General features: G+C 72.1%; 11 protein-coding genes. 5 read left to right on the top strand and 6 right to left on the bottom strand.

Going from position 1 to position 13,277, the window contains the following annotated elements:
- Positions 1-203: 203 nt before the first annotated feature.
- From ABZ805_RS05355 to ABZ805_RS05340, 4 genes are all read right to left on the bottom strand, one after another.
- Positions 204-1,451 carry an alpha-amylase family glycosyl hydrolase gene (locus tag ABZ805_RS05355; RefSeq protein WP_358434693.1) on the bottom strand — a complete coding sequence of 416 codons (1,248 nt, stop codon included), beginning with the start codon at positions 1,449-1,451 and terminating at the stop codon, positions 204-206.
- A gap of 17 nt (positions 1,452-1,468) precedes the next feature.
- Entirely contained in the window at positions 1,469-1,861 is a 393-nt protein-coding gene (locus ABZ805_RS05350; RefSeq protein ID WP_358434691.1) for a globin, read from the bottom strand.
- Between the two features lie 22 nt (positions 1,862-1,883).
- On the bottom strand, positions 1,884-2,861 hold the full coding sequence (locus ABZ805_RS05345) for a mechanosensitive ion channel family protein (RefSeq protein WP_358434689.1): 978 nt from the start codon (positions 2,859-2,861) through the stop codon (positions 1,884-1,886).
- 182 nt (positions 2,862-3,043) lie between these two features.
- On the bottom strand, positions 3,044-5,149 hold the full coding sequence (locus tag ABZ805_RS05340; protein ID WP_358434686.1) for a prolyl oligopeptidase family serine peptidase: 2,106 nt from the start codon (positions 5,147-5,149) through the stop codon (positions 3,044-3,046).
- A gap of 315 nt (positions 5,150-5,464) precedes the next feature.
- On the opposite strand from ABZ805_RS05340, the gene ABZ805_RS05335 reads away from it, so the two are divergent.
- Positions 5,465-6,028 (top strand): HNH endonuclease, encoded by a 564-nt coding sequence (locus tag ABZ805_RS05335; RefSeq protein WP_358434750.1) that lies wholly within the window; start codon positions 5,465-5,467, stop codon positions 6,026-6,028.
- A gap of 16 nt (positions 6,029-6,044) precedes the next feature.
- Here ABZ805_RS05335 and ABZ805_RS05330 read toward each other — a convergent pair whose 3' ends face one another.
- On the bottom strand, positions 6,045-6,968 hold the full coding sequence (locus ABZ805_RS05330; RefSeq protein WP_358434683.1) for a hypothetical protein: 924 nt from the start codon (positions 6,966-6,968) through the stop codon (positions 6,045-6,047).
- A 940-nt stretch (positions 6,969-7,908) separates the two neighbouring features.
- On the opposite strand from ABZ805_RS05330, the gene ABZ805_RS05325 reads away from it, so the two are divergent.
- Both ABZ805_RS05325 and ABZ805_RS05320 read left to right on the top strand, forming a co-directional pair.
- Positions 7,909-8,175: a hypothetical protein gene (locus ABZ805_RS05325; protein WP_358434681.1), complete on the top strand. Its 267-nt coding sequence runs from the start codon at positions 7,909-7,911 to the stop codon at positions 8,173-8,175.
- On the top strand, positions 8,162-8,647 hold the full coding sequence (locus ABZ805_RS05320; RefSeq protein ID WP_358434678.1) for a DUF5130 family protein: 486 nt from the start codon (positions 8,162-8,164) through the stop codon (positions 8,645-8,647). The genes ABZ805_RS05325 and ABZ805_RS05320 overlap by 14 nt, the downstream gene beginning before the upstream one ends.
- Positions 8,648-8,746: 99 nt before the next feature.
- On the opposite strand, the gene pepN is transcribed toward ABZ805_RS05320, so the two are convergent.
- Positions 8,747-11,326: an aminopeptidase N gene (gene pepN / locus ABZ805_RS05315; RefSeq protein WP_358434675.1), complete on the bottom strand. Its 2,580-nt coding sequence runs from the start codon at positions 11,324-11,326 to the stop codon at positions 8,747-8,749.
- A 313-nt stretch (positions 11,327-11,639) separates the two neighbouring features.
- On the opposite strand from pepN, the gene ABZ805_RS05310 reads away from it, so the two are divergent.
- The gene (locus tag ABZ805_RS05310) at positions 11,640-12,254 is read left to right on the top strand and encodes a DsbA family protein (protein ID WP_358434672.1); all 615 of its coding nucleotides are present in this window, start codon (positions 11,640-11,642) and stop codon (positions 12,252-12,254) included.
- 234 nt (positions 12,255-12,488) lie between these two features.
- A complete protein-coding gene (locus tag ABZ805_RS05305; RefSeq protein ID WP_358434669.1) occupies positions 12,489-13,238 on the top strand; it encodes an alpha/beta hydrolase in 750 nt (249 codons plus the stop codon).
- Positions 13,239-13,277 lie beyond the last annotated feature (39 nt).

The raw sequence follows: 13,277 nt of genomic DNA, 5'->3' as shown, positions 1-13,277 counted from the left end.
GCGTTGCACAACTTACCCGCCGGTCGCACCGCGCTGATCGGAAGGTCGGCGGGCGCGTCGGGAAACCCGTTACCTGCCGTCCTGCCGGATCGCGGCGGCCATCCGGCATGCTCCGCACGCCCGTTCGGCGCACCGCCGGTTGCTCGTCCCGGGCGTGCGAGCCTCGGTCGATCGGGCCACCGGGCGGCCTGCCGGTGCGCGGGTCAGATGAGCCACACCGCCGTGTTCGGCGGCAGCCTGCCGTCGTCGAGCGCGCCGCTGGCCAGCAGCACCTCGCCCGGCGGCAGCGTCACCGGTTCCGTCGAGGCGTTCAACGCGCAGGTCAGCGCGCCCGGTTCGCGCCGGAACGCCAGGCAGCCCGCCGGGGCGCCGAACCAGGCCACCTCGTCACCGCGCAGCGCCGGGTGCTCCTTGCGCAGCTCCAGGGCCCGGCGGTACAGCGACAGCGTCGACTCCGGGTCCTCCAGCTGCGCCTCCACCGTGTAGCCGGCCCACTCGGCCGACATCGGCCACCAGCCGCCGGGCACGGGCGAGAAGCCGAACGACGGCTCGTCGCCCTCCCACGGCATCGGGCCGCGCGCGGGCGGTGCCGAGCGGGAACCGGTCCCCGCGCTCGGCAGGCCCAGTTCCTCACCGGTGTCCAGGCCGACGATGCCGGGCAGACCGAGCGACACCAGCGCCAGCGCCCTCGCCCGGGCCTCTCCGGCGGTGCCGCCGCCGAAGCGGGTCACCGGGTGCGTGCGGTCCTCCCCGGCCACCACCCACACCGCGGGGACGCCGAGCATCCGCGCGGAGGCCAGCATCCGGGTGATGACCTCGCGCAGCTCGCCCGCGTCGAACAGGGTGCGGCCCAGCCGCAGGTCGATGCCGATGTCCCAGCCGTCGTGGTCCTGGTAGGCGTCGAACCAGGACTCGTCGATGAGCACCCCGATGCCGCGGCCCGGGTAGTCCGCGATGACCGGTGCCAGCGCCCGCAGCAGCTCGCGGACCGCGCCACCCGCCGGCGCGCCCGCGCCGGGCACCGAGGCGACCCGCAGCGCGTCCACGCCGCGGTCCAGCCAGAACCGCGCCGACTCCGCGAGCACCTCGTGCTCCGGGCCGGTGAGCCGCTCGATCAGGTCGTGCTGCGCGGTGACGTCCACCGCGACCCGCAGGCCCGCGGCGTGCGCCTCGTCGACCAGCGATTCGAACGACTCCAGCTCGCCCAGCACCGGGTCGACGCCGCGGCCCCGCACCGGATCGGTCAGCGGCGCCGCGGCCACCGCGGTCAGCCACAGCGCGTCGACGCCGAGCAGCTCCAGGTAGCCGAGGCGTAGCCGGGCACCGTCGAGGTCCCCCACCCCGTCACCGTTGGCGTCGGCGAACGACCGGAGATCGACCCGGTAGAACACCGCATCGCGCCACCAGGGGGCGGCCGGAGCCGCTCCCGAGTCCCCCACCGGTGCGTTCATGACAATCGATCAGGCTCCTAGAACCACGAATTCATCATGCTCTGCGCCGCCATCTCCAGGTACTGCCAGAGCTGCTCGCGATGCTCGTCCCCCAGCTCGGCCTCGTCCACCGCTATCCGCATGCAGCGCAGCCACGCGTCCCGCTCCGCAGGACCCACCTTGAACGGTGCGTGCCGCATCCGCAGCCGGGGATGGCCGCGGCGGTCCGAATAGGTGTGCGGCCCGCCCCAGTACTGCATGAGGAACAGCCGCAGCCGCTCTTCGGCGGGACCGAGGTCCTCCTCCGGGTAGAGCGGGCGCAGCAGCTCGTCCTTCGCCACCTCCTCGTAGAACCGCGCCACGATGAAGCGGAAGGTGGGTTCGCCGCCGACTTGGTCGTAGAAGGTCTCCGGTGCGCTCACGCCCGCCATCCTCCCCTGCCCGCGGCACCGCTCATACCTGGGCCGAGTCGATCTGCGGCCGGCCGTGGGGGTACGGCGGTTCGATGTTCTCCTCGTCGTAGGCCCGCTTGATCGCGACGCGGAGCCTGCGCTGCACCGCCCACTGCGTGCTGGGCCGCACCTTCACCGTGAGCCGCAGCGTGATCGTGTCCGAGGTGATCTTGTCGACACCGAGCATGTCCGGCGGGTTCAGCACGTCCTTGGACAGCGGTTCCCGCGAGGCGGCCTCGGTGGCGACGCTGAGCGCGACCTCCATGGCCTTCTCCACCGAGCTGGTGTGCGAGATCGGGAAGTCGACGACGGCGACCGCGAAGCCCTGGCTGGAGTTGCCGACGCGCAGGATCTCCCCGTTGCGCACGTACCAGACGGTGCCGTTGAGGTCGCGCAGCGTGGTGACGCGCAGGCCCACCGCTTCCACGGTGCCGCTGGCCTCGCCGAGGTCGACGATGTCGCCGACGCCGTACTGGTCCTCGACCATCATGAACATGCCGGACAGGAAGTCCCGGACGAGGTTCTGCGCGCCGAACGCGACGGCCACGCCCAGCACCCCGGCGGAGGCCAGGATCGGCGCGAGCTCGATGCCCAGCGACTTCAGCGCGTACATCAACGCCAGGCCGAAGATCACGAACGAGGACAGCGACTTGAGCACCGAGCCGATGGTGCGGGCCCGCTGCATCCGGCGCTCCGAGAGCAGCGCCATCGCCGAGGTCTCCGGGCGGCGTTCCTTCAGCGGTACCAGCAACTTCGGCGTCTTGCCGCCGTTGCCCCTGGTGAGCCGCGAGATCGTGCGGTGCACGAAGTAGCGCACCAGGAACGCGATGATGATGATCATCACGATGTTCAGCGGCTTGGCGATCAGCAGGTCCGAGTACATCGCGAGCCACTCGTTGCCGGACCACGAGTACACGGTCTGGCACCAGCTGCCGTCGTCCTTGACGCAGTCCGGCTGGGTCAACAGCGGGGGTGTCATGGGTCGGGGGTCTCCATGCTCCGGTCGTGCGTAGGCCGCGTGGCCGCACCACGCCGCAGGTGCGGGCCGGCTGCATGCCGGGCACTGCGAACGCCCCGCCGTTCGCAGGTCCCGGAGCCGGCCGTGCACCGCTGGGCGTGGCGCGCGCCTACCGCGACCGAGTTGTCAGAGGTGGCGACCGCTCAGGCGAGGGGGAGCCCGGTGGCCTCCGCGAGGAAGGCGATCTGGTCGGTCGCCAGCCCCACGGTACGCGAAACGGACCGGGCGGAATGCCCCACCTCGGTCTCCCGGCGCAGCAGCACCGGCCGCCGCGCCGGGTCCGAACTCGTCGCGTGCTGCAGCGCCGCGCACATCTTGCGCGCGTGGTTCGGGTCGACCCGGGTGTCGGACTCGTACACCGCGAACAGCACCGACGGGTAGCCGGTGCCCTCGACGACCGCGTGGTACGGCGAGTACGACAGCAGCCAGTCCAGCTCCGCCGGATCGTCGGCGGTGCCGTACTCGTCGTTCCAGGTGCGGCCCAGCAGGAACTTCTCGTAGCGCACCATGTCCAGCAGCGGCGCCGAGCACACCACCGCCCGGTACAGCTCCGGGCGCTGCGTCAACGCCGCGCCCACCAGCAGCCCGCCGTTGGAGCCGCCGGTGATCGCCAGCCGGTCCGGGGAGGTCCAGCCGGTGGAGATCAGGTGCTCGGCCGCGGCGTGGAAGTCGTCGAACACGTTCTGCTTGCTCTCGCGCATGCCCGCGCGGTGCCACTGCTCGCCTTCCTCGCCACCGCCGCGCAGCGACGGCAGCGCCCACACCCCGCCCGCGGCGACCCAGGCCAGCGCGGTAGGGGAGTAGGACGGCTCCATCGACAGCGAGAACCCGCCGTAGCCGGTGACCAGCGCGGGCCGCGGTCCGTCCGGGTCGGCGGCCGGCGCGAGCACGAACATCCGGACGGTCGTGCCGTCCTTCGAGGTGTACTCGACCTGCGCGGAGTGCACCTCCGGCAGTTCCGCCGCGCCCGGCGCGCGCCGCGACTGCCGGGTGGTGCCGGACGCCCGCGTGTAGAGCTGCACGCACGGCGGCGTGGCGAAGTCCGTCCAGCCGATCCACAGCCGGTCCCGGTCGCCCTCGGTGTCCTCGTCGACCGCGGTGAGCGCGGTGATCTGGCCGGCGCCGGGCAACGGCACCTGCTCGGTGCGGTCCCCGGTGACCGGGTCGTGCAGCGCCAGCTCGGAGACCGCGTGCCGGGTGCGCAGCACCGCCAGCTTCGGGTCGTCGGTGCCGTCGTCGAACCAGCGCACCGCCTCCAGCACCGAGTCCGGGTCCTCCGGGATCAGCTCCTGCCAGTTGGCCGGTTCCGGGGCCTCCGGGTCGGCGACGCACAGCCGCCAGCGCGGCGCGTCCAGCGTCGTCTGCACGTACAGCCTGCCGTCGCGCTCCACCCACGCCGAAGCGCGGATGCCTTCGGAGGTGTCGACGACCTGCCGCAGCTCCGCGTCCCCGGACAGGTCCGCGATCCACATCGAGTCCCGCCGCGCCGTGCCCGGGCTGCCGTGCACCAGCAGCCAGCGGCCGTCCCGGGACACCCGGGCGTCGTAGTAGAAGGTGTGCTCCAGACCGTCGCCGTGCACCAGCAGGTCGTCGTCCGGGTGCGCGCCCACCTGGTGGCGCCACACCCTGCGGTGGAACTGCTCCTCGCCCTCCGGAACCGCCTCCGGCGGCAGCCGCCGCACGTAGAAGAACTCGTTGCCGCCCGGCATCCACGAGATCGACGAGTAGCGGCACCGGTCGATGGGGCCTTCCAGCAGCTCACCGGTGGTCACGTCCAGCACGTACAACAGCGATTCCTCGTCACCGCCGACGGAGACCTGGTAGGCCAGCCGGTCGCCCTCCAGGCTCGGCGACCAGCGGTCCAGCGTGGTGAGGCCGGACGGGTCCAGCTCGGTGACGTCCAGCAGCGGACGCTCGGAACCGTCCTCGTCGACCAGGTACAGCACCGGGAACTCCTGGCCCGGGGCACGGCGCGTGAAGAACGCGCGCCCGGCCCGCCACACCGGAGCCGACACCGACCCCGCCGAGAGCAGCGACGTCAGGCGCTGCGCGATCTCCGCGCGCCCGGGCAGCGCGTCCAGCCGGGCGCGGGCGAACTCGTCCTGCGCGGCCGACCACTCCTCGGTCCGCGGATCGGCCGGATCCTCCAGCGCGCGGTACGGGTCGGGGACTCTCCTGCCGTGCAGGTCGTCGACCACGTCGGCGCGTGCGGCGTGCGGATAGGACAGGGGTGGCTGAACCTTCGTCACGCCCGCCGACGATACGGGGGAGCGGGCCGGAACCGGTGCGGGTGCGGCGGCATTCGCCGAATTCACCCTGAACGATCAACACCGGAGCCCATACGATCGGCGCAGTGGTGCCGGTCGGACCGCGGAGATCGCTCAGGCCCGCCGCGACCTCGGGCTCGACCCGTGGATCCGGTGGCTAGCACGTGGTGAATCACACGTGCGTTCGGGGTGTCGATTGTGGTCGACTGGTCCTTGCCAACCGGTGGAGGTGGTCGCGTGCACGACCGAATACCGACTCCGACAGGCGCGGCCGCAGGGCTCGCGCCTCGGGCGACGCTGTGCCACGCGCCGCCCGGCGGGCAGTCGGGAGCTCTCGCACCCGCCTGGCGCAAGCGGCGGGTGCTGCTGCTGAACACGACCTTCGAACCGCTGACCGCGCTTCCGCTGCGCAGAGCGATCGTGCTGCTGGTCTGCGGCAAGGCGGAGGTCGTGCACGGCGACTCGGCAGGGCTGGTGCTGCACTCCGCCACCAGCAGCCACCAGGTGCCGTCGGTGATCCGGCTCAGCAGCTTCGTCCGCGTCCCGTACCGGGGACGCGTCCCGCTCACCCGCTCCGCGCTGATGCACCGCGACGGGCATCGCTGCGTGTACTGCGGGGGACGGGCCGAAACGATCGATCACGTGGTGCCGCGCAGCCGGGGCGGGCCGCACGAGTGGGAGAACTGCGTCGCCTGCTGCACCCGGTGCAACCACCGGAAGGCGGACAAGACGCTCAGCGAACTCGGCTGGCAGCTGCCGGTGGCCCCGCACGCTCCGCGCGGCAGGCACTGGCGGCTGATCGCCGGGCTGTCCGAGACCGACCCGCTGTGGCTGCCGTACCTGGGGGAGTCGGCGGCGTGACCGCGCTGCGCGCACGTCAGGCCGCCGCGACGAGCTGACCGGAGCTCCGGCCGCTGATGCGCACCCCGCGGTCCGCCGAGCTGATCCGCACCCCGCGGTCCTGTCCGCTGATGCGAACGCCGCGGTCCGCCGAGCTGATGCGCACGCCGCGGTCCTGACTGCTGATGCGGACGCCGCGGTCGGTGCAGCTGATGCGTACCCCGCGATCGGCCGAGCTGATCCGGACGCCTGCCCGCGAGCTGATCCGCACCCCGCGGTCCTGCCCGCTGATGCGGACCCCTGCCTGCGAGCTGATCCGCACGCCGCGTTCGGTGCCGCTGATGCGCACCCCGCGGTCCTGCCCGCTGATCCGCACACCCGCCCGGCCGCTGATGCGGACTCCGCGCCGCAGCGAGCTGATCCGGACCCCGGACCGCGAGCTGATCCGCACACCTCGGTCTTCGCCGCTGATCCGCACTCCCGCTCGCGAGCTGATCCGGACCCCGCAGCTCGAGCTGATCCGCACGCCCCGGTCCATCGAGCTGATGCGCACGCCGTGCTGCCCGCTGATCCGGACGCCGCGGTCCTCGCCGCTGATGCGGACCCCTGCCCGTGAACTGATGCGGACGCCGCGCTCCGTCCCGCTGGTGCGGACGCCGCGGTCGGCCGAGCTGATGCGGACGCCACGTTCGTGCCCGCTGATGCGGACGCCGCGGTCCTGGCCGCTGATGCGCACCCCGCGGTCGTGGTCGTGGTCGTGGCCGGAGATCCGCACCCCGCGGTCAGCGCCAGTGATCCGGACACCTCGGTCGTCCCCGCTGATCCGCACCCCGCGCTCCGTCCCGCTGATGCGGACGCCGCGGTCGGCCGAGCTGATCCGGACGCCCCGATGAGCGCCGCTGATGCGGACTCCGGCCTGCGAGCTGATCCGCACGCCGCTGTTCTCGCCGCTGATCCGCACCCCGCGATCGGTCCCGCTGATCCGGACGCCGGAAGCCGTGTGCGGAACGTGTTCGACAAGGGGCTGCGCGTTCTGGAAAAAGGTGCCAAGATTACGCTGAGCGGTGGTGTTGATCGACGACATTGTGTGCCTCCCGCAGGCGAATGGACTGTTCATGGGGCTAGTGATCAAATATGCAAGACCCATACAGGTGAAAAACTAGAAGCGCGGAAGCGTTCAAACAAGCCGCCAACTCGCCGCCCGCTGCGACCTTCTGGATGGGCTCCATTCGGCGGCGGCGATTACTCTAAAAGAGTTACATTACGTGAGGCGTGACACGCTTGACTAGTGACTTTCGGTAGCCCTCGTCCTGCTCAGGGCCGGGATGGTCACGTGCGGTCACGGAATCGACCTGCGCTGCCTACCTGGTGTGTCCAGGCCTCGTGCGCGGCCGCTCCGGCCGGCGTCGGCGGTCGCGGGAGCCGCCGGAAGCGCTCGGGGTGGTGCTAGGAGCCCGATCCAGGGGGCGAATCGCCTGTTCGGCGCCGGTTTTCGACACCGGGAGTGACCGCGGGAGCGGAACAGGCCCGAGGGGCAGCCTCCTCGCATGAAACCGCGTTCGTGTCAAGAACGGCCTCGGATCACTCGTTCGGACGCATGGTGGTTTCACCGGAAATTGAACTCGCGTTCTCCCGGAGGAAGGCGGACCGGCGAAGTCCGGACACCGATTCCGGCAGCCGATTCCGCACCGGTCGGACCCGGCGGAATTGCCGTTCTCCCAGGTGGGGAAGAGGTGTTGCGCTTCCCGTTCCGCGGCCGGGGAAAAGCGTTCCGCGGTCGTCCACCGGAATCGCGGGGCGTCCACGAGGCGGACTCCCGGGGCGCGGGTCCCCGCCGGCGGGGACACGGCAGCGCCGTGGCCTCGTCCCACGCGGGCACGTGATCGGCTACCGTGCTCAGCGTGACTGCGGTTGAGACCTTCCTCGTGCTGGCGGTGATCCCTGCGGCCGTGTTCCTCCTGGTCGCGCTGATCACCCTCCGCTCGAAGCTGACCCGTTCCCGATACCGCGCAGGGCAGGACTGGCAGTTCGCCCCGGTGCTCTGGGTGGCCGATCCGGCGCGCGTGAGCACCGCGCCGCCGGGCGACCAGGACTCGGCGGAGACGGCGTCCGCCGCAGCCGCGCACGCGCACAGCACCGACCGGGGAGGCGCACGTGGCCACTGGTGAGATCACCGGCGAAGACCGTTCCGGCGGCGACCAGGACCTGGCGCCCGGCGAAGCGGTGACCGCGACCGGGCGGCTGTCCATCGCCCGGCGCATCCGCCCGGAAGGGCCGCACCTGCCGTTCAGCACCGGCCAGCTCTCCCGGCTCGACGAGGCGCTCACCCTCGCCAGCCGCAGCACGGGGCTGGAGTTCGCCGTCTACCTGGGCGATCTCGGCGAGGAGACCCGCGAGACCGCGGGCGAGCTGCACGCCAACCTCGGGGCGCGCGCCGCCGACGGGGTGCTGCTGGCCGTGTCCCCGCAGCAGCGGGTCGTGGAGATCGTGACCGGCGAGGAGTCGAAGCGCCGGATCCAGGACCGCAGCTGCCAGCTGGCGCTGATGACGATGGTCGCCTCCTTCAAGGAGGGCGAGCTGATCGAGGGCCTGCTCAGCGCGCTGCGGATGCTCGCCGACGCGGCGGGGAACCGCCGCTGACCGGAACACCCGGCGTCGGCCGAACAGCTCGGCGCCGACCCGACCCGGAACGCGGAACGGGGGCAGACCCGACCAGGTCCGCCCCCGTTCGCATGCCCGTTACGAGCGGTCGAACTCGCGCGCGGCCAGCGCCCGCACGATCCCGGCGCGCCCCTCGGTGACCAGCCGCCGCAGCGCCGCGGGCCGCTCCCCGGCGAGCCAGGCGTCGGCGGCGTCGACGGTGCTCTGCCGCACCGCCCACGACGGGAACAGCCCGATGACGGTGGGCTGCGCGCGTTCGCTGGATCGCCGCTGCCACACCTCGTCGATCTCGGCGAAGTAGCGCTCCACGTACGAAGCCAGCAGCTCGCGCTGACCCGGGTGCTGGAACCCGGCGATGATCGCGTCGCTGACCGCGTTCGGCAGTTCGTCGTCGTGCACGGCGCGCTGCCAGGCGCGTTCCTTGGACTCGGGGGTGGGGATCAGCGACCGCGCCCGCTCGGCCTTGCGGCGGCCGGTGGCGGTCCGGTCCTGGTCCAGCTCGGCGTCGATCTCGGCTTCCGCGGCCGCACCGTGCGCGACGAGCGCCTGTAGCAGCAGCCAGCGCAGGTCGGTGTCGACGGCGAGCCCCGGCAGCGGCGCCGTGCCGTCCAGCCAGCCGCGCACCGCCGCCAGGTGCGGCTCGCCCAGCACCGAGGAGGCCAGCGTGTTCACGAACGCCAGCTGGTGGTCCGAACCCGGCTCGGCGGTCTGCGCCAGCTCGAGCATCCGGGTGGAGAACCGGTTCCAGCCCTCCGGCTGCCAGTCCGCGTCGGCGTAGGAGGCCAGCGCGGTCTGGGTCTGCAGCAGCACCCGCTGCACCACGCCGATCTCGCTCTCCGCGCCGATGCCGGAGTCGGCGGAGCGGCCCAGCACGAGGCTGACGAAGTCGCGCGCCTTGAGCTCCGCCTCCCGGGTCATCTCCCAGGCGGTGGACCAGCACAGCGCCCGCGGCAGCGACTGCTCGATGTCGCCGATGCGGTCGATGAGCGTGGCCAGCGACTCGGGGTCGAGCCGCATCGTGCAGTAGGTGAGGTCGTCGTCGTTGACCAGCACCAGCTTGCCGCGGTGCACGCCCACCAGGTCCGGCACCGCGGTGCGCTCGCCGCTGACGTCGAGCTCCACCCGGTGGGTGCGCACGAGTCGCCCGGTCGCCGGGTCGTCGTCGTAGACGCCGATCGCGAGCCGGTGGGTGCGGTGCTCACCGGCGCCGGGACGGGCGCCGTTCTGCACGACGGTGAACTCGGTGAACCGGCCCTCGTCGTCGGTGCTGAACCGCGGGCGCAGCATGTTCAGCCCGGTGGTCTGCAGCCACTGCGCGCTCCACCAGGACAGGTCGCGCCCGGACGCCTCCTCCAGGGCGAGCAGCAGGTCGTTGAGGGTGGCGTTGCCCCACGCGTGCCGCTCGAAGTAGACGCGCAGCCCGGCGAGGAAGTTCTCCAGCCCCACGTAGGCGACGAGCTGCTTGAGCACCGAGGCGCCCTTGGCGTAGGTGATGCCGTCGAAGTTGACCTCCACCGCCTGCAGGTCGGGGATGTCGGCCGCCACCGGGTGCGTGGAGGGCAGCTGGTCCTGCCGGTACGCCCAGGACTTCTCGACGCTGGCGAAGGTGGTCCAGGCGCTCGTGTACTGCGTGCCGCCGACCTGCGCGAGCACGCTTGCCCAGGTGGCGAAGGACTCGTTGAGCCACAGGTCGTCCCACCAGCGCATGGTGACGAGGTCGCCGAACCACATGTGCGCCATCTCGTGCAGCACGGTCTCGGCGCGGCGCTCGTAGAGGTAGCCGGTGACCTTCGACCGGAAGACGAAGTCCTCCAGGAAGGTGACGCAGCCCGCGTTCTCCATGGCGCCCGCGTTGAACTCGGGCACGAAGCACTGGTCGTACTTGCCGAACGGGTAGGGGACGCCGAACGCCTTGTGGTAGAAGGCGAAGCCCTGCTTGGTCTCGGTGAACAGCCGCTCCACGTCGAGGTGCTCGGCGAGGGACGCGCGGCAGTACAGGCCCAGCGGGATCGGGTCCTGGCCGTCTTCGCCGGGGAACTCGTCGCGCCACTCCGCGTAGGGGCCCGCGACGAGCGCCACCAGGTAGGTCGACATCCGCCGGGTGGTCTCGAACGCGTGGGTTCGGGTGTCGCCGGTGCCGGTGACCTCGGCGGGTGCGTTGGAGATGACCTTCCAGGACGCGGGCGCGTGCACCGTGATCCGGTAGGTGGCCTTGAGGTCGGGCTGGTCGAAGCAGGTGAACATCCGCTTCGCGTCGGCCGTCTCGAACTGGCTGTAGAGGTAGACGCCGCCGTCGACCGGGTCGATGAAGCGGTGCAGGCCCTCGCCGGTGTTCGTGTAGGAGAGGTCGGCGCGCACCACGAGCTCGTTGTCCGCGGCGAGCTCCGGCAGCGCGAGCCCGATGTCCTCGGCGTAGCCGGACACGTCGAGCTCGACGCCGTTGAGCGTCGCCCCGTGCACCTGCGCGGCCATCAGATCGATCCAGGTGGACTCGCCGGGCCGGGTGCTGCGGAACCGCACCGTCGTGGTGGAACCGAAGGTCCGCACGTCCGGCCCGTTCGCGCCGTCGGAGAGGTCCAGTTCGATCACGTAGGACTCGACGTCGAGCAGCGCGGCGCGCTGTTCAGCCTGGTCCTGGGTGAGGTTCGGCGGAGCCACGGATCACCTCGTTGTTCGTTGGGATGGCGCACCGGACGATCCGCGCCGGTGCGGGGCGCTGGAAATCCAATCACGCCGCGGCGCGGCCGTCCCGCCCGACGCCTGATCATCGCCGCCGGGCGTGTCGGCCGTGCCCGGAAATCCCGGGGAATTCGCGGTATCCGGGCCGTTCATCCGGGAATACCGGCACATTCCCCACTCGATCGGGCCGAACGGGAAGACTCGCGGACGGCGCCGGGTTGTACCGGGAGCGGGTGACCGCCCGCGCCGGCCGACGTGCGTGCCGGGTACGGAGCACTGTGGAGGGTTGTCCATGAGCACCGAGCGTCCGAAGGTCGACTTCTACTTCGACCCGGCCTGCCCCTTCGCTTGGGTCTCATCCCGCTGGATGCTGGAGGTCGCCCAGGTTCGCGACATCGACCTGCACTTCCGGGTGATGAGCCTGTCGGTGCTGAACGAAGGGCGGGACGGCCTCGCCGCGGACTACCAGGACCTGATGAAGCGGGCGTGGGGCCCGGTCCGGGTCGCGATCGCCGCCGCCGAGCAGCACGGCGAGGAGGTGCTGAGCCCGCTGTACACCGCGCTGGGCCGCCGCATCCACGACGAGGGGAACAAGAACTTCGAGCAGGTGATCGCGGCCGCGCTGGACGAGGTCGGGCTGCCCGCGTCGCTGGCCGGTGCCGCGCAGGTCACCGACTACGACGAGAAGCTGCGCGCCAGCCACCACGCCGGGATGGACCCGGTGGGCGACGAGGTGGGAACCCCCACCATCCACGTGGACGGGGTGGCGTTCTTCGGACCGATCACCACCCGCATCCCCCGCGGGGAGCAGGCGGGCGAACTGTTCGACGCGGCGCGCACGCTGGCCGGATATCCGTACTTCTTCGAGCTCAAGCGAACTCGAACCGAATCCCCGCGCTTCGACTGAGCTCCGGCTGCGGTCCCCGGCGGTCCGGTCGCGGAACCTCGGCGGTCAGCTCGCCGCGGGTTCGACGTCTCCGGTGGCTTCGCGCCACCGGAGACATCGCCGTCCTCGCGAGGCGGCCGCTGCGAACCCGCGGGTGCGCTGGTCGTCGCCGCAGCGGTTTCGCCGCTGACAGGACGGGGATCGCGGCTGTAGCGTCCCGGCTTCGGTGGTGTTCGGGTCGGTGGGGGTGTCGCGGTGGGCGCCGAGGTGGTGATCACGCGGTCGGGCGCGCGGACGCCCGGTGCTCCGGCGCTGCTGTGCCTGCCGGGCACGATGTGCGATCCGGTGATCTTCGACGGGCTGGCGGCGGCGACCGGCACCGACGTGCTCGTCGCGCCGTGGCTCGAATGGCCCGGGCCGCACGAGGTGGCGCGGCTCGGGGAACGGGTCGCGGAAACGGCCGCGGAGCACGGGCCGGTGGTGCTGCTGGGGCACTCGACCGGTGCGGTGATCGCGCTGTGCGCCGCGCTGCACGACCGGGCGTCGCACGCTCCGGCGGTGCGCGGCGTGCTCTGCTGCGACAGCGGCGCGAACATGCGCGGCCACGGCGACGTGGACGCGATCATCGACCGCGTCGCGCGGAACTGGGGACCCGAGCTGTGGCGGGCGGTGGCGCGCCGCTCGGTGCACCTGCCGCCACCCGCGGCCGTCGCCGAACTCCTCGACGCCTACCCGGCCGGGCTCGACCGGGAGGCGGTGCTGGCGGTGCTGCGCAGCCAGCGCGACACCGACCTGCTCCCGCGGCTCGGCGAGCTGGCCGGACTGCCCGCGCTCGTGGTGCACGGCCGCTTCGACACCGCGCGCACCCCGGGGCATGCGCGTGAGCTGGCGCGTGCGCTCGACGCACCGGAACCCGTGCTGCTGGAGTGCGGGCACACGCCGCCGGTCGAACTGCCCGCCGAGTTCGGCGCGGCAGTGGCCGCGTTCCTGCAGCGGCTGCCCTGAACCGGCTGCCCTGAACCGGCGTTCCTGCTCGCCGCGCGC

Origin of the sequence: Saccharopolyspora sp. NPDC047091, from assembly GCF_040643635.1 — a bacterium.
GTDB lineage: Bacteria > Actinomycetota > Actinomycetes > Mycobacteriales > Pseudonocardiaceae > Saccharopolyspora_C.
Note: the sequence above shows the minus strand (reverse complement) of the source record. Positions and strands in the feature narration are given on the sequence as shown.